The organism is Desulfobulbaceae bacterium (assembly GCA_015231515.1).
Classification (GTDB): Bacteria; Desulfobacterota; Desulfobulbia; order Desulfobulbales; family VMSU01; genus JADGBM01.
Genome location: JADGBM010000061.1, coordinates 1 through 18,361 on the forward strand (window position 1 = coordinate 1; position 18,361 = coordinate 18,361).

The window sequence follows — 18,361 nt, forward strand, 5'->3', positions numbered from 1 at the left end:
GATAAATACCATCTCAGGAAAAGGTGCAAGCGCTGACGCGATCATGCCTCTGCCAGGCTCAAAAAAGATTCTTTCGTTAGATAAGTCAGGAAAGGTGATTATCCGCTCTTTTCTTAGTGGTTTGCAAGCGCGAGATATGGCAGTTGAAAAAAATCTCAATGTTCCGCCTGAAGAGGCATTTATCTGCACCCTGTTACATAATCTGGGTAAAATTATTGTTTGTATCTATCTGCCGGAAAAATATCGGGAAATCGAACAGAAAATCAGCAACGGCATGAGTGAAGATGGCGCCTCAAAGGCTATTCTTTCTGATTTGACCTATAATGATGTCGGTCAGGAGGTTGCCAGGTTCTGGAATCTTTCCGAAAAGGCCATCGCCTCTATGGATAATAACCCTCCAAAGCCAGGCAGTAACTATGACACTGAAGGCTATTTGCAGAATTTAGCGCATTTTTCGAATAATTTTGTTGATAAGCTTTGTGATGGATCAGATTTAACCCCACTGATGGATCGCTATGGCGAAATGTTATCGGTTGATGCCGCTGAAGTTGTTGAGAGGGTTCTGAACTGCGTGGAGGTCTCAGAAGATGTGTCCGACTCCATCCGCTACGGTTTGAATAAACTCAAAATTCGCAGCCGCTTAACCAATATTCAGAAAAATGTTGAGAATGGTGTTTTGTCCTCGGCTAAGCCAGTAGGCAAGGTTGATGCAAAGCAGGCTGCTGCTAAAAAAGCGGCTGAAGAACATGAGCACAATCTTGATGGCCTCAATGAGCTGCCAATCAGTACGGACAAATCCGTCGATGACTTTATTCGTGATATTACGGAAACACTCATGGGGCCCTTTGATATTAACGATTTTTATGCCAACCTTCTGGAAGGACTCTATAGGGGCGTTGGTTTTGACCGGGTTATTCTTTCAATTATAAGCGTACAGCCCACTAAAATGTGCTTGGTTGGTCGTTTTGGCCTAGGTGAGGTCGATCCTGCCGGGGTTGGGAAATTTGAGCATGATCTTGCTAAAAGTAGTTACGCAATTCCCCTGGCCTTGAAGGCCTGTAAGGATATGATGATCCCGGCCAACAAGAAGAGTGCCTTTCCTGACGATTTACAATATCTGGTAAAAAACAGGAACGTCTACTTGTTCCCCATTTGTATTGATGGCAAAGGCATCGGGATGATCTATCTGGACAGGAAAGCCGGTCGGCCAAACCTTGATAAGAGCCGCATAAAAACGGTACGATTGTTCAGAGATTTTGCAGTTATGGCGATTCGTAAAATACGTAAAAACAATTAGTGCCTTACAGAGTATTTTCTTGTTTTTTTTACAAGAAAATACTCTGCGAAAGGCACTTATCCCGTTTTATCGGGGTTAGTTTATACTTATTGGCCACGGAATACACGGAAACACACTGAAAGGAAAGTGTCTGGTGAATTAGAAGAGGCACGAATCGAGATTGAATCCCAACAAATAAAACAAGCCAATGCTTTTAGTTTTCCGTGCCATTCTGTGTGGTTCGGTGGCAAAAAACACAAAAATAGTGTCTATTGGGCAGCACCTCAGCTTACATCTTTTCAAGGCGCTCTATCTTTTTTAAGAGAGTCGTGGCAAGGTGTTGAGTGGGCATGTCCTCAGATTGGTTTTTAGCCTGGTTCAGGTGGTATTGTGTATTGTCTTTAGTTCCTTCCAGCCAGAAATAATATCCCAGATGATAATGTGATGCGGCCTGTTGGCCCATCTGTGCTTTAAGATTGCCAACGTTGTAATGTATTCTGGCGTGATCGGGGAATTTGGTTAACAGGCCCTCGTAAAGGAAAAGTGCCTTATCGTTTTCACCTCTTTTCTGATGTGCTAAAGCCAGGTTGTATTGTGTGTAGGCGCAGTCCGGGTCATTTTTTGCGGCTTGGGAAAAAAGTTCAAAGGCCTTTTCGTGCTGGTTGCTTTTTGAATAGAGGACGCCAAGATCGGTGGTCAGAATATTTTTGTCCGGGTATAGAGTCATTACTTTTCGAAGTGATTCCTCGGCGTTTGTATAGTCTGCTTTTTCAAGCTGGGATAAATAGAGACCATAATGGGCCATTTGAGATTCCTGGACATTTTCCTTGGTGGCCTGTCGCCCAAATATTGCCTGCATTGTGGTCGAGCTTTTTGTTTTTGACATAATTCTGTATTTAATACGAAGAAAGTCAAAATCATCTCGTGCTGGAAAGGTTTTGGTAATTTCTGATAACTCAATTAACTCCTGAACATACCCCATTCTTCTTTTTGGCTCAGGATGGGTTAGCAGATACGGTGGGATGTTTGCCGTCAAGTAGACACTTTGGCGATGCATTTTATTTAACATGCTGACCATCGGGCCTGGATCCATGCCCATGCCAAGCATCCACTTGTATGCCAGCCTGTCAGCCTCTTCTTCGTCAAGGCGGCTGAACTTAAGCGACATGGCTGCGCTGCCTGCCATGGAGCCAGCCACCAGTGCCTCTGTTAAGGGCCCTGCTCCGATAGCAATGCCGGCAATAAGCATTGCGGCGCTTAACATACTGGTTTTTTGAGTTTTTTGAATGCGATCTGAAATATGCCTGCTGGTTACGTGACCACACTCATGGGCCATGACACTTACCAGTTCACCTTCATTGCTCATGGCTTCAATAAGGCCGGAGTGGATAAATATCAGCCCTGAGGGAGCCGCAAAGGCATTAAAGTCGGAGTTGTTGATCACGAAGAAGTGGTAATCAAAAAACTGGTGACCGGCAACAGTAAGAATACGTGATCCGAGTGAGTTGATATAGTTGACAATGTCAGGATCGTCGTAAACATTAAAGCTTTTTCGGACTATACTTAAGAGCTTTTCTCCTACCTCTTTCTCGTCACCTACAGAAAAGGCCAGAGCCTTGGACTGGTGAAGACCGGGCAGGGGGATCAGGCCGACAATAAAGACAGCTAAGGTAAGCTTGCACAAAAAGTGCTTAATGTTATTTAGTTTTACGTTCATAAGTTGACCGGAGGTTGAAAGGATAAGTAGTTTATCATAAAAAATACTTTTCTGAACCACGTTTCTTCGGTATAGGAATAAACATGCTTAAAGAACTACGAATTGAAAATTTGGCCTTAATTGAAAAACTGCGTATCGATCTTGGCGACAGATTAAGCGTCCTGACAGGTGAGACCGGCGCTGGAAAATCAATAATTTTGCAGGCAATAGATTTGCTGTCAGGTGGACGTGGGGCAACCACCTGGATTAGAACTGGAATGGATCAGGCCCAGATTGAGGCCTTGTTTACAGTTTCTGAAAACAGAGCGCTTCGTCAACAGTTCGAGGAGATGGGGCTGGATTATGATGATGAGCTTCTCATTAAGCGAACCTTTAGACGTGAAGGGACCAGCAAGTATTATATCAATGGTGGATTGGCGACCGCTAAGCTTGTGGGGCAGGTAACGGAAAAACTGATCAGTGTTGGCAGCCAGCGAGATCATCAACAGTTGCTCTCCTCAAGATTTCATCTGGATTTTATCGATCTGGTTGGTGACCTGTGGAAAAGTAGAGAAGAAGTGTCCGGTTTGTTTGAGAGATGGGCCGCTGCCAAGAATCAATTGGCAGAGTTGAAAGCGCGTGAGCATGAGAAGGAGCAGCGCCGGGATTTTCTTGAGTATCAGGTTAAGGAAATTAATGAAGCGGCTGTTGTGCCGGGAGAAGATGAGTCTCTGGCAAATGATAAAAAACGTTTAAAGTCAGCCGATGATTTGCGAAGGATGGGGGCGAAGTCCCTTAAAGCGGTGATCTCTGCCGCTGATCTGTTAATGCAAGTTCGTTCGGACCTGGTGTCAATGGCTGAACTTGATTCGGGTATTACAGATGTGGCTGACTCGATTACTGAGCAGAGTTATCTGGTTGAGGAGTACGGGCGCAGTCTGCGAATTTATGTGGATAATCTGCCATATGATGACGGAAATCTTGAAGAGATCGCCTCCCGAATTCATCAGCTCCAGCAACTGAAGCGTAAGTACGGTGTGACACTTGATGATGTTATTGCTTTCGGGCAGAGTGCAGCCGATGAACTTGCTGAGATTGCCGGGATGGACGAGACGGTAGCGCTTCTGCACAAGCAGGTTTTGCTCCATGAACAAGAGCTGATCCTGAAAGCGACGCAACTTTCCAGCGAGCGGATGAAGACTGCTCAGAATGTAAGTCTGGCTATTACCAGAGAGCTGAAGGATTTAAGTTTTGCGCAGGCCGAGTTTGAGGTGATTTTTCAACATACCGATACTGACCAGCTTGAGCGGTTGGGCAGTACTGGCTGGGACAGCGTTCAGTTTATGTTCTCCGCGAATCCCGGCGAGCCGGTCAAGCCCCTTATTAAGATTGCTTCAGGTGGCGAGCTTTCCAGGGTCATGCTGGCCTTGAAATGTGTGCTTGCTAAAAAGGATTTTATCGATACCGTAATTTTTGATGAAGTCGATGCCGGTATGGGTGGTATAGCCGCCGAGGCTGTGGCTAAGAAAATTAAAGAGCTGTCAGGTCATCATCAGGTTCTCTGCATTACTCACCTTCCGCAGATTGCGGCCTGCGGACAAGTCCACTTTAAGGTTGCCAAATCTCAGGCTGATGGCCGCACCAATACAACTATCTTTCAGCTTGATCACGATGAGCGTGTAGCTGAACTTGCCCGAATGCTAGACGGAGATTCAGTCTCAGAGATGTCTCTGGCCTTTGCGCGTGAACTTGTATTTCGTAACAGGTAAAAAAAATGACAACAAAGGCGCTTGCCCTATTTTCCGGCGGGCTTGACAGTATTCTCGCCTGCCGGGTGATGGCCTTACAGGGGATAGAAGTTCTGGCAGTTAAGTTTGTCAGTCCGTTTTTCGATAGGCATCTTCTCGGCAGTGATTATTGCCAGAAAATAGATGAAAAATACGAAATTAATGTCCAGTTAGTTGATATCAGTGACGACTATATTCAGCTGTTACGTTCTCCTGCCCATGGTTTTGGCAAGCATTTTAACCCCTGCCTTGACTGCAAGATTTTCATGATGTCACGGGCGCGTGAAATGATGCAGGCCGCAGGGGCTTCTTTTTTGATTTCAGGCGAAGTGGTTGGGCAGCGACCTATGTCACAACGACGAGACGCTTTGCGTCTTGTTGAGCGAGATTCAGGGTGTGACGGAATTCTTTTGAGACCTTTGTGTGCTAAAAAACTTGAACCAACGAATGCTGAGCTGGCTGGACTGGTTGATCGCGAGGAGTTATACGATATTAATGGCCGAAGTCGTTCGGGGCAGATTGCCTTAGCGAAGGAATTCGGTGTGACAGACTATCCAACCCCGGCAGGGGGGTGCATGCTCACTGATCCTGTGGTTGGCCAACGGATTAAACTGTTCTATGCCGAACATGAAAATATTTCGGCATCAGATATTCAGCACATTACGGTTGGGCGGCAATTTCAGTTGCCGGGTGGTGGGTGGCTAGCCCTGGGACACAAGGAGTCAGAGAATATTTTAATGGAAGGCAATGTCCAGCCACAAGATGTCCAGCTCAGACTTGAGGATAGACCTGGTCCTTTGGCCGTGCTGCGTTTTGAAACCTCAAAAGACGATATAGAAATTGCGGCGAGCCTTGTGGCCCGATATGGAAAGAAAGACAGCAATGGTAACCCCTGCCCAGGGCGAGTACGATGTATAGGCGACGGAGACGACTATCTTATTGATGCATCGCCCATTGCTGAGGATCGTATTGCCCCTATGCGGCGCTGAAGGCTGTAAGTTTAACTTGACAGCATTAAGGAATTTACATTTTTCCATATGATTAGCGCTAATCAGGTTTTTAGGTTCAAACCCGAAATCACAAATCGTATTTGTTGAGTTTGCTGAGTAGTGTTTTGCGTGTGATGTTTAAGCGTCTGGCGGCCTCACTCTTATTGCCGCTGGTCTCTTCCATGGTGTTCAGTATGACCATGCGCTCGGCTTCCTCAAGTGTGGCTGGTTTTTGAGATCCTGTAGCAGGGGATGTTCTTGCCGGTTCGTCAAAGGCCTTGCGAACGGTAATCGGCAGTCCTGCCTCATCAACATAATCTCCCCGCATGAGAATTACACTGCGTTCGATAGCATTTTCAAGTTCTCGAACATTGCCGGGCCAATGATAGTGAACAAGCATGTCCATGCACTTTGGCGTGATGCCGTCAACCTTGCGATTATTTTTTTTGGAGAATTTATTGGTGAAATGGTTGACAAGAAGTGGGATATCACTTGGGCGTTCACGAAGGGGAGGCATGAGCAGGGTAACAACGTTGAGGCGGTAGTATAAATCTTCCCTGAAATTACCGGTTTGCACTTCCTCTTCGAGGATTTTGTTCGTTGCCGCTATAAAGCGTACATCAACGGAAAGGGTTTCCTGGCCGCCCACGCGCTGCACCTCACCTTCTTGTAAGGCACGTAATAGTTTTGCCTGCATTGCCGGTGAGGTTTCTCCGATTTCATCGAGAAAAAGAGTGCCGCCATTAGCCTGAATGAATTTACCGTCTCGACGTTTGTCTGCACCGGTGAAGGCACCTTTTTCGTGACCGAAAAGTTCTGATTCCAGCAGGTTTTCCATCAAGGCGGCACAATTAACCTTGATGAAGGGTGCATTCCGGCGTGGACTGTTTTCGTGCAGGGCTGTGGCAATAAGCTCCTTGCCGGTGCCTGACTCTCCTGTGATCAGGACGGTGGCCTCTGTCGGGGCAACGACTGCAAGCATGTCGAGTAATTCGAGCATCGAATCTGAGCCGCCGATAATGTTGTTGGCACAAAGTGATGGAGTCTCACCAGTTTTACGCCCTTCCTGCTGTTCAACAACCTGTCGATGGTCGAGAGCCTTCAGCATGGTGAGTTTGAGTCTGTCAAAATCGAGAGGTTTTGTTAAGTAATCGTGGGCCCCTAATTTAATGGCTTCAACAGCAGTGTCTACAGATGAATAGGCCGTCATGATAATAATAGGGATTGCCGGGTTGTAAGCGTGTATTTGTTTTAAGGCTTCTATGCCGTCCATTCGAGTCATTCGCACATCCATCAAAATGGCATCGTAAGCTTGCTCTTTTACAGCCTCAACAGCTGTGGTGCCATCATCTGCCTCGGAAGTGGACCAACCCCATTTTTTCAGCATAGCCTTAAGCATGAGGCGGTGGGTGTGATCATCATCAACAATTAAAATACGTATGGGATTTTTATTTGTAGACATTGTTTGGTCTCGTTAGACAATACTTGACAGTTGATAATAAAATTGATAGTAGCTGAATTCGAATATCGGCCCGTTTTCAGGCATTCCCTAAAGCTCGATAGCCGATATTTCTCTCCAGGCTAAACGTTTTTACGCCTGTTTTTTATAAAGAGCCACTTTAGCTCAGATGGTAGAGCATTCGATTCGTAATCGAAAGGCCAACGGTTCGACTCCGTTAAGTGGCTCCATTCTTTTCTCTCTGTGCACTGTTTTCTTGATAGTCAATTAGTTCAGCCACAAAACTCCCCACCACGACCTTACTTTTAAGTTTTACTAAGAGTTTTCTTGAGTCATTGGTTACCCAGATATACATCTTTGAATTTTTGCTTTTTTCGAACACCCCTTTGACATGCTTGAGCTCCGGTTCGAGCATGATCGTGTCGTATTCTTTCCCGTTTATCGAGATGGTTTCCTGCTTAATGTAATGAACTTTACCGATAACAATTTTTTTGCCGTCGGTAACGGGTCGCTCTATGAGTATGTTTGGCCCGGTGACTTGCCGGCGTATGTAATAGAGCGATGATAACGGGTCTAAGGTGCCTGCCTGGAGGTCAATGGGTTCAAGCGGCGTGCCGAAGTTTGAGTATTGTACCTTATTGTTCTGCCAGTCAAAGGCAACATCAATATCACGGGTAGTTCTGCCGGATTGCACTTTTTTGTAACGTAAAGTTTTTGTGACGTTGCTGTCTGTATAGGAGTCGACACGCTCACGAAATTTATAGAAGATATCAATGGCAGGAGAAGTTTTGACAGTAAGAATGAAATGCTGGGAATCCTGGCTGGAATCACCTTCTGGTTGAGCAATTTCAAGGGTTGCCTGTCCGGCATTGATAATGCCCCAGCGAATCTGAAAGGTAAGGCGTTCGCCAGCTGAAAATGGCGGGCTGGGTGCAGACATTTGCATTGCGACTACCTTGTTAACAGAGCCTAGGCAGAGCAAAATCGTGCCGAGGATAAAGTACAGTGTGCGAAATTGTCGATTGCAAATGTTGTTCAGTAGCATAGAGCCATTCTAATCATTATTAAAAAAAAAACACTAAAGAGGGTGAAATTCCCTCAAAATTAAAAAAACAGTGCATAGTTGAATCTGGAAAGATAGGGTGAAAGGAAGGCCTTAACAGATTAACTAACTGATTTTGTGTCTATTTGTACTAGTTTGTAATATATGTTGTTGCGTGGAATGATAATTGCAAAAAATTCATGTAAGTCAGGGCGCTGATTGTCAGCAGCAAGTTTGATTGTGGAGACGGTTACCCTTGAGTCCCTTTTTTTTGAACTATTACCTGGTGTGATGACTTCATATGCTAACGGAATCTTTAGAGAATAAATATCCAGATCAACTTGCCGATCGACGAAGGCACGAGCGTGTCAGTCTTCGGTCTGGTACTTTCGCCGGTTGTTCCCCCAACGTCGGTGAAGTTGTCGATATAAGTCTGGGTGGAATATCGTTTAGTTATGTTGAGTTTGGCGGAGATCGCTCACCCTCATCAAACTTTATTTTATGCGGTACAGACGGCTGCTGTGTTGAGGATTTGTCCTATGCCGTTGTCTCTGATAAGGTGTTCCACAACTCATCGGCACTTTCTCATATTGTAACTAAGTTGCGGAGAATTAAGTTTACTGATTTGACTGAGGACCAGATCCGGATGCTTCAGGACTTTATAGACATGAATCGAGACAACTAAGCCGTTACTAATTTTTTTTGATTTTTACTGGTAGAGAGCTATCATGAAAGAAGCACAATATATTGAAGATGAACGGCGGCGGTTTAAACGGTTTAAGGTTAAACAAGAGTCTTCATTTGTAATGTCTTCGGAATGGCCTGCACTTGGAGAGATCGTTGATATAAGCGAGGGTGGGCTTTCTTTTGGCTACACGGATACCCAGAAATGGCCCTCGTTGTTAGCTGGATGCTGCATGGTTTTTGGCAGTCACGATTCTTGCCTTAACAACATCCAGATGGAAACCGTTTCAGATAGGGCAATACCCACTGATCTGCCGAGTGATGGACCTGTCGCCAGGCGTCGGGGCATTAAGTTTGGGGAGTTGTCCAAAGAGCAGAAGTTTCTGCTCGACTGTTTTATCTGGATAAATGGCATCACAGAGTGCTAGTATAGAGTTACTCACCAATTATTTTAATCAGTACACGTTTTTTTCTGCCGCCATCAAACTCCCCGTAAAAAATCTGTTCCCACGTTCCGAAATCAAGTTGACCGTCTGTGACAGCCACAACCACTTCGCGGCCCATGATCTGCCGTTTTAAATGGGCATCGGCGTTATCTTCGTAACCATTGTGACGATACTGTGAAACCGGTTCGTGGGGAGCGAGTTTTTCCAGCCATTTTTCGTAATCGTGATGAAGACCGGACTCGTCGTCGTTAATAAAAACTGAAGCCGTTATGTGCATTGCATTGCAGAGAGCGAGTCCCTCTTTGATGCCGCTTTCCTTCAGGCATTTTTCGACTTCGGGCGTTATGTTTATAAAGGCTCTTCGGGTTGGAACATTAAACCAGAGCTCTTTCCTGAAACTTTTCATCTGTTCTGTCGCCTGTTAAGATAATGGATGGCAAGCTGTCACGAATAGCAAAAAAATGGCAATGAAATGCTGCTATGAGGCTTCAAAGCCAATTTTACTGATGGCTGCTTTAATAAGCTCGACATCTACCCCATCAGCAGCTGTGTAAGTTGCTTCACCTTTGTCCAGATCAACGGTGACATCTGAAACCCCTTCAAGTTCATTTAAGGTCTTGGTGACTGATCCTTGGCAATGGCCACAGCGCATTCCTGAAATTTTTATTGTTGGCATCTTTTATCTCCTTTTGTGTTATATAGTGGACTACACTAGAATTTCTAGATTTTTATGTGCAGAATCTATACATTCTGCCAAAAGATAACAACAAGTTTAGAATTTTTTTGTGTTCTGAATGACAAAACTATGGATAACCCATACAGTAAATATGGGAAGTGTCCCTAATTAATATTTAGTTATTTAATAGAGTTTTTTTATGACAGAACAATCAAGCAATCAGTCTGAAATCCGTGCCTATATCAAGGGGATGCACTGCGCTGCCTGTTCAACGCGCATTGAAAAAGTAGTTGGTGCAACAGTCGGTGTTATTGAGGCGACGGTTAACCTTGCTGCTGAGTCGGTGTTCTTGAAGTTTGAACCGGACAGAATTACCGTTGACCAGATCGGCAAGCAGATTGCTGATCTCGGATTTGAACTGATACTGCCAGCTGAGACAGCCAGTTTGGACCTTCAGATAGGCGGAATGAGTTGTGCGTCCTGTTCCAGTCGAATTGAAAAAGTAGTGGGAGGTATGCTTGGAGTTGAAACAGCCGAGGTGAATCTTGCCGCCGAGTCTGCGATGGTTCACTATGATCCCAAAATTACTTCTTCCCGAAAAATCCGTGAGGCGATCGGTTCTCTGGGCTTTACAGCACAACCGGTAAGTGGTCAGCAGAATGTTCTTGCCGAGCGCCAAAAAGAGGCCCAGCTCCGTTTGAAACAGATGGAAAAGCGCCTTTTACCGGCATTTGTTTTTGCGATCCTTCTGTTAACTGTCTCTATGGGTGAGATGGTAGGGCTGCCGATGCCGGCAGTTATTAATCCCCACAATTCGCCATTTAACTTTGCTTTACTGCAATTTTTTCTGGTACTTCCCATACTCTGGTCAGGAAAAAACTTTTATCTCAATGGTTTTCCTGCTCTCTTCAGACGTTCACCAAATATGGATTCGTTAATTGCTATCGGCACAGGCGCTGCCTTTATCTATAGCACCTGGAATCTCATTGAAATTATGCTAGGCATAAACGTTATGGTCCGGGTTATGGATCTCTATTTTGAGTCTGCTGGCGTCTTGATCGCCTTGGTTTCTTTAGGAAAATATCTGGAGACCCGATCAAAATCAAAAACATCCGATGCTATAAGCCAACTCATGAAACTCGTTCCTGAGCAGGCCATATTGATCAAGGACGGAGTGCAGACTGCTATCTTGGTGGAGGAAATTGAAGTAGGGGACCAGTTACTGATTAAACCCGGCGACAGGGTGCCCGTCGATGGTAAAGTTGTTAAGGGGCGGTCGTCAATTGATGAGTCCATGCTTACCGGGGAGAGTATCCCGGTAAGTAAAGGCCCTGGTGACCCGATTGTCGGGGCAACGCTGAACACCAACGGAATACTAGAGATAATAGCTGAAAAAGTTGGTCAGGATACTGTGCTTTCGCGAATTGTTAAGATGGTGCAGGATGCTCAGGGTTCCAAAGCGCCGATTGCTAATCTTGCGGATACAATCAGCCTCTATTTTGTGCCGATAGTAATGGCTATTGCCGTTCTAAGCGGCCTGAGTTGGTACTTTCTGGGCGGCGCTGAGTTCTCTTTTGCTTTACGTATTTTTGTGGCGGTGATGGTTATTGCCTGTCCGTGTGCAATGGGCCTGGCGACTCCGACTTCGATCATGGTCGGTACAGGCCGTGGCGCCCAATTAGGGGTCTTGGTTAAAGGCGGTGGTGCCTTGGAGATGGCCAAGAATGTTCAGGCCATAATATTTGATAAAACCGGGACGCTAACCTATGGAAAGCCGGCCTTGACAGATTTTGTGCTTGTTGCAGAAGGAGGATTAACAAAAGAGAGCTTATTTCGTTTGGTTGCCAGTGCTGAAAATGCCTCTGAACATCCATTGGCAGAGGCGATTGTCCGAAAGGCTCAGGCTGAGGGAATTACACTGGTTTCGCCTGATACGTTTACTGCTATTCCGGGGCGGGGCATTGAGGCAGAAGTCGAGGGCAGTTCCCTCCTGTTTGGTAATCTGGAGCTTATCGAAGAACGAGGTAGTTCTGGTATTACCCAGAAGGTTCATGACACTGCTGCGGGGTTTGCGGCTGAGGGTCGCACGGCTCTTTATCTAGCGGTTAATGGCAGGGTTGAAGCCGTTGTCGGCATTGCTGATCAAATAAAAGAAGAAACACCGCGAACTATTGCACGACTGAAACAGATGGGGCTACAGGTGATTATGCTGACCGGTGATCATCGTGCAACTGCTGAGGCTATTGCTAAACAGGCAGGTATTGATGAGGTGATCGCCCAGGTAATGCCGGAGGAGAAGGCGGCTAAGGTGAAGGAGATCCAGGCCAAAGGTCTTAAGGTTGCAATGGTCGGGGATGGCATAAATGATGCCCCGGCTATGGCTTTGGCAGACGTAGGGATTGCTATGGGAACAGGCATCGATGTTGCGATAGAGTCTGGTGATATTGTCTTGATGAAGGGGGATTTGGGTGGTGTCGTTACAGCTTTGCAGTTAAGCCGGGCCACCATGAGAAATATCAAGCAAAATCTGTTCTGGGCCTTTGCTTATAATATTGTTGGTATTCCGGTGGCGGCAGGGTTGTTATATATCTTCGGCGGGCCGACATTGAACCCTATGATCGCCGGAGGTGCAATGGCCTTAAGTTCTGTCTCGGTCGTCAGTAACGCCTTGCGGCTTCGGTTTTTTAGCCCGAAACTATAATGGGTTTCTGTTTGGCTGCAGGTGGTTAAAGAGTTGTTGGCTCAGACTTGTCTGATGATTGCTGAGTTTTGAAGTTCCTGAGACATGTACTGGATGCTGTTTTCTGCGTTGCTGATGTCATGGAAATACTTATCTATTACAATAAGAAAGGTGAGGTCGGATGCCTCATTAATGGCTGGTATGATGCGAACCGGAGGGTTGGAGTCGGGGATCTCTTTGACAATAGTATAGGCTTCGGCAAGTGTTGAAACTATTGTTAGCTCTACCCAGAACTGGCCATTTGTTGGTTTGAAACCCTGTTTTGTATCTTTATTTGTATCTTTAGGAAAACGAATATAGGTGTTCGCAGGAACGTTGTCTGGGTTTGTTATGTGAGGGTTTGCTTCAAGAATCTGTTGCAGAAGCAGCGTTCTGTATTGCCCATAGATTTTGGCAATCATTTTACTTAGAAATACTTGGTTATCATATTTTACAGTTCCTAGAAAATCCGGAACCTGATCGTATGATTGCCCTGTAAGGTCAAATGATTCCTGAGCGCTATCACTGGGAAGGCTTGCAGGATTGTTTATAGGAAAAGACGCAGTTTCTCTTTTTAGGTTGGAGTGCAATTCGGCAGTTTGACTGAAGGTAGGACTGCCTGCTGCTGGCCTGATTTCTGTAATTGATTGTTTGCCGTCCGGCTTTATTGAATAGGTGCTAACCCACGAAACAGAACCAAGCGAAATCAGTAGAACTAGTCCTGCTACAACTCCCCCTGCCGTGATGAAACGTGACTTGTGAAACATTGGAGTCTCTTGTGCGCAGACAAGCACGTCAAGCAAATCCGCTCTCCCTTTGTTTTTGACTAGAATGGCAATAATGATTTTTGAGCAGAGCATAACAATTCTGCGCGGATAGCCCTTTGAGATGAGGTGTATTGCGACGGTGGCCAGTGGTGTAAACAGTTTCTTCGAGGGCCCTGAATTTTTTTGGGCTTGATTCAGTCTGAACTGGATCATCTGCCGGGTATCTTTGAAACTCAAGGGGGTTAGCTGATGAAAGGTGGTGATGCGATCAGCAAAGTTTGGCTTTTGGCGGAGCATTGTATCAAATTCATTTTGAGCAAAAATAACGATCTGAATGAGTTTGTGGTTGTTGGTTTCGTAATTGAGGAACTCGCGTAGTATTTCAATGCAAAATCCAGGAATCTTTTGGCCCTCATCCAAAATTAATACGGGAATATGGTTTTTCTCCACCGCCTGGTCCAAAAGGAAATTTTTAATGGCGTCTTTAATCTTCCATTCGCTTTGCAACTCCTTACAGCTCTGGATATCAAATGATTCGTAAATTGTTGTAAGAAATTCAAGAGGCGAAGAGAATTCCGGATCTAAAAAAAGGTGGGCAAGTATCTGGTCCTGGGGGGTGTTGATTCGTCTGACGAGTTGGCGGCAGACTGTGCTTTTGCCGGTGCCAATATCACCAATTACGACACTGAGTCCACGTTTAAGTCTGATCGAGAGTTCGATCTTTTGCAGGCAACTCTGGTGTTGGTTTGACTGATAAATCATTTCAGGATCTGGCGAGTTTGAAAATGGCTCTTTATTAAGATCCAAAAGTGTGAAATATTCCATTCAATGCCTTAACTTTTAATGTCTGTAAAAAAAACACCTGTAATTAAATTATATGCTCAATATCTTTAACAATGCAAGTGTATGGCAAAGAAATAAAATATATTTTTTGCTGAGTTGAATAGTTTCCCGAGTATTACATTAAAAAAAAATTTCGTAAATGTTTTTGAATCTGCTATCATATGAAATGTGAAGGCAACTTGATCTCATTGGTGAGATACTTTGTTATGATATTTTCAATACAATATTCATTGATAAAAAACACAGGAGGATTTCATGAAGAAAGAGATGGCGAGAAGTTTACGTTCCCAGCAGGGTTTTACACTCATCGAGATAATAGCGGTACTTGTTTTGCTGGGAATTCTTGCGGCTGTGGCAGTACCAAAATATATGGATTTAACGGTTGAAGCTACCAATAAGGCGGTTGACGCCGCAGTTGCTGAGTTGAGTTCCAGGGAGGCTATGATCTTTGGTAAGGTTTTGCTCTCCTCTGCTGGTTATACTAATGATGCCTCTGTTACAGGTCATGCTGACTATACTACCGATTTGGGTGCTGACTTTACCTGGGCAGTTGCTGCTTCTGCAACTGGTGGCACCATAACTCTGAAAGGTACAGATGTGGTGTTAACTCGAACTGCCTCAACAGCAACTCAACCTGGGCGCTGGATCAGGCCGTAGAACTGTTCGTGTTTTCGTATTTGTCCATAAGTGGGCAGGTATGAGTTTAAGATGTTTGGCAAAAAAAGCGGGGTGAGATACTCTTCCCCGCTTTTTTTGAGATCTGAAGATGGGGCGCCTGTGCAAGAAAACAAACACTCCTATCCAACTGAGCAGGTCAAACCTCACTGTTTTCCTGATATCAGGGGGATAGGCACGCCTCACTTGCCACAGCAAATTGTTTCAGGTGGTTTGCTGGCAAGGAGCATACGAGAGAAGGGCTTTACCTTAATCGAGGTCATTGCTGTTTTGGCCCTTATAGGTATTTTGACCTTTGTTGTGATAGGGCAGTCTGGCAATTTCGATGCTGACGTTATTGGTGGAGCCGAGGTTGTGAAGAATCATCTGCGTTATTCGCAAGTTAAGGCAATGAACTCTGATGTTAACTGGGGGCTAAATTTCTCGGCCGGTAGCTACGTCCTTGTCGATGCAGATGGAAATCAAGCACCTCTTCCTGGAGAAATTCCCACCAGTATCAGTTACTCCCCCCTTCCTTCCGTCAATCCTGTTATGTTTGATCAGCGTGGCAGTCCGGGCGCCACAACACTGACTATCACATTAACGAAGGGGGGCAGTAGCTCTACTGTGACAGTGACACCTAACACTGGTTTTGTTCCATGAAAATACAATGCGGGTTGACTGATCAGCACGGGTTTAGCTTAATTGAAGTAATCGTTGGGCTAGTTGTATTTGGCATACTGACAAGCGTTTTTTTTGTCTATCTGGGATCCCCCATGCAAAACAGCAGTGTTGCCGTGGTAAGGCTTAAAAATACCATGTTATTACAGTCTGTTATGGAGAATATTCAGGCTGATTTTAAGGCGAATAAAGATCTTGCGTTATTGAAGAGTGCCGTTGCTGCAGGTGGGTATGGTACCTATAACGTCATTTATAATGATTATGTTACTTTTAATGGCAACGACGATGAGGCGGCTACAGCAGCTCCTTATGATCTTCTCAAGGTAACCATTCAAAGCACAACGGATGAGTTTACTTTGACGTCGCTTTTTGCTGTCTGGTAGGACAATTATGTTTTGGCAAGCTATCTGTATGCGTTTGAAACGAGGACCCTTTGTCAGTGTGAAGTTTTACAGTAATGATGCAGGATTTACTCTTGTCGAAATGATTATGGTGTTGGTTCTACTCGGTATTATGGGGGCGGTTGCCGGATTCGGGTTAAATCAGTTTATTCAGGGATATATCTTAACAAAGGAAGCTGCGGAATCTATGAGCAAGGCACAGTTGGCCATGCTGCGAATATCAAAAGAGTTTAGAGTGATTGGCAACGTCAGCAGCGGGACAGTAAGTTCTATTACCTTTACTGCAAAGCATGGATCAGATTTGTCGCAACAATATACGATTAGTCAACCTGCTGGCACTGACGAAATAAAACTTAGTGACGGAACAAATGTTGATACTCTTGTTGATCAGGTAAATTCGTTTGTTTTGAATTATTATGACACCTTTGATGGTCTTTCAGCATCGACCTGGACAGCTGGTACATCAAAATTAATTGAAGTGGTCCTTACCATGAATGGGCCGGATAGTCAGCCTACGGTATTTACAACACGAATTGTACCAAGGAACATTTAGAGCTTGAGAAAGTATTTCTATCGCTTCAGCAAAGAACAGTTTTTTAAGGCACTTATCCCCGAGGGTGGATGGACGTTTACCATCTGCCCGGTTTATTCAGGATAGCAGATATGTTGTTGGATTTTATGAAAAAAATAAAGAGTACAAATCCCTTTAGCTGTCTTTTGCCGGAGAAAGGTTCTGTTTTGATTGGGGTTATTATTGCGGTCACTGTTGCCGCTGGGCTTGGAACAGCCATGCACTCAATGACTTCCACTTCTATATTCACTCAATTTGGCTCTATGGATGCCACCAGGGCCTATTTGCTGGCTGAATCAGGTGGGCAGTACGCAATTAAGCGCATTGCGGAGATTGACTCCTCCGATGTTACAGCTCGGAACGATTTGGTAACAGAACTAACAACAGCTCCATTCACCCTGACAGCTGCGGGACAGTTTTCATTGGGCGCCAGTTACAGTCAAACCCCTGGTTTTCATAAGTATGTTCTAACCTCTGTTGGAGCCCCCAATTCGGCATCATCACAAACAATTACGTATTCAATTCGGCTTGCCGATATGGCAGGTTTTGAACCACCCTTTGATGAAGCACCGGATAATGATGAAGCGCTTAATCCTGATAATTGGAATGTGGTTGGAGATGTGAAGCTTGATGCTGATGACGAAGAACTTGAATTAAATGATGGCAATGCTGATACCCAGATAAGCTTTAACTGGACCGACCCTGACACATCACTTCCTGATCTGGCAGAGATCTGGGAAGCGTATAATAACTTGTTGACCTACGAGGTGCAGATCAAAATAAAGCTTGGTGACGATGATGATGTTTTGGCAGGAATCTCTTTTCGACTCAACACTTCTGGGGATACTGATATAACCAATGATGCTTTTTATGGACTGTCCTATTTATGGTGTAAGGACGGTAATGATCTGCCAGGGTTTTGTGGCACTGATAGTGATACGACATATATAGTTTTGTGGAAACAGGCCTCTGATGGGACTCAAACAGTGATAAGTCGGAAGGAGGCAAGTTCTGTTGACAGTGATCTGGTTGATAATGATGGAGAACTTGAAAAGTGGTCTACTTTGATCGTTCGAGTGCAGGAACAGATTAATCCCGATACTGATGTCCGGGAGAATTTAATTTATGCCTATGTGGCTGAAAGAGATACATATGCTCAAGGCACAATGCACTGGGACTATAATGATTTTACAGTTGTAAGCTGGGACACTTGTGCGACAGATTGTTCCAGTGGTGGAGATTGTTCCTGTGTCGCCGACACCACCTATACCACTGAAGATTTCTCGACCTATACACCTGATGAGATCGGAATTCATACCTTTGGTAACGAGGAGGCTGAAGTTTGGGATATGGTGATTCGTTTTGATTTTAACAACAATGAAGCTACGTCTTATTAATATGTTTTAAGGGGGGATTATGAATTTTTTCAGTCGGAAATTGGTTGTGGCTCTTTTTGCATTTGTTTTTTGTCTTATTGTCAACTTCTCTGCCAAAACAGTCTGGGACTCCCAGGATGGTGTCGAATTGTTAGCAGTTGCCTGGGCAAGTGATGACGACGATGAAGACAGCGAGCACGACGACAGCGATCACGACGACAGCGATCACGACGACAGCGATCACGACGACAGCGATCACGACGACAGCGATCACGACGACAGCGATCACGACGA

The 18,361-nt window shown here is 45.0% G+C and carries 18 protein-coding genes and 1 tRNA gene; 13 read left to right on the forward strand and 6 right to left on the reverse strand.

Going from position 1 to position 18,361, the window contains the following annotated elements; genetic code table 11:
• Positions 1-1,297 (forward strand): HDOD domain-containing protein (locus HQK80_10195; GenBank protein MBF0222579.1); only part of this gene is annotated, 1,297 nt, incomplete at its 5' end.
• A 268-nt stretch (positions 1,298-1,565) separates the two neighbouring features.
• Here HQK80_10195 and HQK80_10200 read toward each other — a convergent pair.
• Complete coding sequence (locus tag HQK80_10200) at positions 1,566-2,993, reverse strand: M48 family metalloprotease (protein ID MBF0222580.1); 1,428 nt, start codon at positions 2,991-2,993, stop codon at positions 1,566-1,568.
• A gap of 83 nt (positions 2,994-3,076) precedes the next feature.
• On the opposite strand from HQK80_10200, the gene recN reads away from it, so the two are divergent.
• Both recN and HQK80_10210 read left to right on the forward strand, forming a co-directional pair.
• Entirely contained in the window at positions 3,077-4,741 is a 1,665-nt protein-coding gene (gene recN, locus HQK80_10205; GenBank protein ID MBF0222581.1) for a DNA repair protein RecN, read from the forward strand.
• A 5-nt stretch (positions 4,742-4,746) separates the two neighbouring features.
• Positions 4,747-5,748 (forward strand): thiamine biosynthesis protein, encoded by a 1,002-nt coding sequence (locus tag HQK80_10210; GenBank protein MBF0222582.1) that lies wholly within the window; start codon positions 4,747-4,749, stop codon positions 5,746-5,748.
• Positions 5,749-5,836: 88 nt separating this feature from the next.
• Here the strand turns inward: HQK80_10210 and HQK80_10215 are convergent, their stop codons facing one another.
• Positions 5,837-7,210 (reverse strand): sigma-54-dependent Fis family transcriptional regulator, encoded by a 1,374-nt coding sequence (locus HQK80_10215; GenBank protein ID MBF0222583.1) that lies wholly within the window; start codon positions 7,208-7,210, stop codon positions 5,837-5,839.
• A gap of 151 nt (positions 7,211-7,361) precedes the next feature.
• Here HQK80_10215 and HQK80_10220 point away from each other — a divergent pair.
• Positions 7,362-7,437, forward strand: a tRNA-Thr gene (locus HQK80_10220).
• Here the strand turns inward: HQK80_10220 and HQK80_10225 are convergent.
• On the reverse strand, positions 7,425-8,153 hold the full coding sequence (locus tag HQK80_10225) for a DUF3108 domain-containing protein (protein MBF0222584.1): 729 nt from the start codon (positions 8,151-8,153) through the stop codon (positions 7,425-7,427). The genes HQK80_10220 and HQK80_10225 overlap by 13 nt on opposite strands.
• A gap of 397 nt (positions 8,154-8,550) precedes the next feature.
• Here HQK80_10225 and HQK80_10230 point away from each other — a divergent pair, with 397 nt between their 5' ends.
• Both HQK80_10230 and HQK80_10235 read left to right on the forward strand, forming a co-directional pair.
• Entirely contained in the window at positions 8,551-8,934 is a 384-nt protein-coding gene (locus tag HQK80_10230) for a PilZ domain-containing protein (protein ID MBF0222585.1), read from the forward strand.
• Between the two features lie 43 nt (positions 8,935-8,977).
• Positions 8,978-9,361, forward strand: coding sequence for a PilZ domain-containing protein (locus tag HQK80_10235; GenBank protein ID MBF0222586.1), 384 nt, complete (start codon positions 8,978-8,980; stop codon positions 9,359-9,361).
• A gap of 7 nt (positions 9,362-9,368) precedes the next feature.
• On the opposite strand, the gene HQK80_10240 is transcribed toward HQK80_10235, so the two are convergent.
• Together HQK80_10240 and HQK80_10245 are read right to left on the reverse strand one after the other, a co-directional pair.
• Positions 9,369-9,785, reverse strand: a complete 417-nt coding sequence (locus HQK80_10240) for a YjbQ family protein (protein ID MBF0222587.1) — start codon at positions 9,783-9,785, stop codon at positions 9,369-9,371.
• Between the two features lie 72 nt (positions 9,786-9,857).
• Positions 9,858-10,055: a heavy-metal-associated domain-containing protein gene (locus tag HQK80_10245; GenBank protein ID MBF0222588.1), complete on the reverse strand. Its 198-nt coding sequence runs from the start codon at positions 10,053-10,055 to the stop codon at positions 9,858-9,860.
• 250 nt (positions 10,056-10,305) lie between these two features.
• Here HQK80_10245 and HQK80_10250 point away from each other — a divergent pair, with 250 nt between their 5' ends.
• On the forward strand, positions 10,306-12,756 hold the full coding sequence (locus HQK80_10250; GenBank protein MBF0222589.1) for a copper-translocating P-type ATPase: 2,451 nt from the start codon (positions 10,306-10,308) through the stop codon (positions 12,754-12,756).
• Between the two features lie 41 nt (positions 12,757-12,797).
• Here the strand turns inward: HQK80_10250 and HQK80_10255 are convergent, their stop codons facing one another.
• The gene (locus tag HQK80_10255; protein MBF0222590.1) at positions 12,798-14,348 is read right to left on the reverse strand and encodes an AAA family ATPase; all 1,551 of its coding nucleotides are present in this window, start codon (positions 14,346-14,348) and stop codon (positions 12,798-12,800) included.
• A 303-nt stretch (positions 14,349-14,651) separates the two neighbouring features.
• Here HQK80_10255 and HQK80_10260 point away from each other — a divergent pair, with 303 nt between their 5' ends.
• The 6 genes from HQK80_10260 to HQK80_10285 form a co-directional block, all read left to right on the forward strand.
• Complete coding sequence (locus HQK80_10260; protein ID MBF0222591.1) at positions 14,652-15,041, forward strand: prepilin-type N-terminal cleavage/methylation domain-containing protein; 390 nt, start codon at positions 14,652-14,654, stop codon at positions 15,039-15,041.
• 51 nt (positions 15,042-15,092) lie between these two features.
• Positions 15,093-15,701: a prepilin-type N-terminal cleavage/methylation domain-containing protein gene (locus HQK80_10265; protein MBF0222592.1), complete on the forward strand. Its 609-nt coding sequence runs from the start codon at positions 15,093-15,095 to the stop codon at positions 15,699-15,701.
• On the forward strand, positions 15,698-16,102 hold the full coding sequence (locus HQK80_10270) for a type II secretion system protein (protein ID MBF0222593.1): 405 nt from the start codon (positions 15,698-15,700) through the stop codon (positions 16,100-16,102). Before HQK80_10265 ends, HQK80_10270 begins: the two co-directional genes overlap by 4 nt.
• Before the next feature lie 28 nt (positions 16,103-16,130).
• The gene (locus HQK80_10275; GenBank protein MBF0222594.1) at positions 16,131-16,673 is read left to right on the forward strand and encodes a prepilin-type N-terminal cleavage/methylation domain-containing protein; all 543 of its coding nucleotides are present in this window, start codon (positions 16,131-16,133) and stop codon (positions 16,671-16,673) included.
• Between the two features lie 125 nt (positions 16,674-16,798).
• Entirely contained in the window at positions 16,799-18,088 is a 1,290-nt protein-coding gene (locus HQK80_10280) for a hypothetical protein (protein MBF0222595.1), read from the forward strand.
• Positions 18,089-18,107: 19 nt separating this feature from the next.
• Positions 18,108-18,361, forward strand: a 254-nt coding sequence (locus HQK80_10285; GenBank protein MBF0222596.1) for a hypothetical protein, incomplete at its 3' end; no start/stop codon positions are given.

Coding starts and splice junctions, on each gene's coding strand:
- HQK80_10200 (MBF0222580.1), bottom strand. CDS start 2,993: ATGAACGTAAAACTAAATAACATTAAGCACTTTTTGTGCAAGCTTACC.
- recN (MBF0222581.1), top strand. CDS start 3,077: ATGCTTAAAGAACTACGAATTGAAAATTTGGCCTTAATTGAAAAACTG.
- HQK80_10210 (MBF0222582.1), top strand. CDS start 4,747: ATGACAACAAAGGCGCTTGCCCTATTTTCCGGCGGGCTTGACAGTATT.
- HQK80_10215 (MBF0222583.1), bottom strand. CDS start 7,210: ATGTCTACAAATAAAAATCCCATACGTATTTTAATTGTTGATGATGAT.
- HQK80_10225 (MBF0222584.1), bottom strand. CDS start 8,153: ATGCAAATGTCTGCACCCAGCCCGCCATTTTCAGCTGGCGAACGCCTT.
- HQK80_10230 (MBF0222585.1), top strand. CDS start 8,551: ATGCTAACGGAATCTTTAGAGAATAAATATCCAGATCAACTTGCCGAT.
- HQK80_10235 (MBF0222586.1), top strand. CDS start 8,978: ATGAAAGAAGCACAATATATTGAAGATGAACGGCGGCGGTTTAAACGG.
- HQK80_10240 (MBF0222587.1), bottom strand. CDS start 9,785: ATGAAAAGTTTCAGGAAAGAGCTCTGGTTTAATGTTCCAACCCGAAGA.
- HQK80_10245 (MBF0222588.1), bottom strand. CDS start 10,055: ATGCCAACAATAAAAATTTCAGGAATGCGCTGTGGCCATTGCCAAGGA.
- HQK80_10250 (MBF0222589.1), top strand. CDS start 10,306: ATGCACTGCGCTGCCTGTTCAACGCGCATTGAAAAAGTAGTTGGTGCA.
- HQK80_10260 (MBF0222591.1), top strand. CDS start 14,652: ATGGCGAGAAGTTTACGTTCCCAGCAGGGTTTTACACTCATCGAGATA.
- HQK80_10265 (MBF0222592.1), top strand. CDS start 15,093: ATGTTTGGCAAAAAAAGCGGGGTGAGATACTCTTCCCCGCTTTTTTTG.
- HQK80_10270 (MBF0222593.1), top strand. CDS start 15,698: ATGAAAATACAATGCGGGTTGACTGATCAGCACGGGTTTAGCTTAATT.
- HQK80_10275 (MBF0222594.1), top strand. CDS start 16,131: ATGCGTTTGAAACGAGGACCCTTTGTCAGTGTGAAGTTTTACAGTAAT.
- HQK80_10280 (MBF0222595.1), top strand. CDS start 16,799: ATGAAAAAAATAAAGAGTACAAATCCCTTTAGCTGTCTTTTGCCGGAG.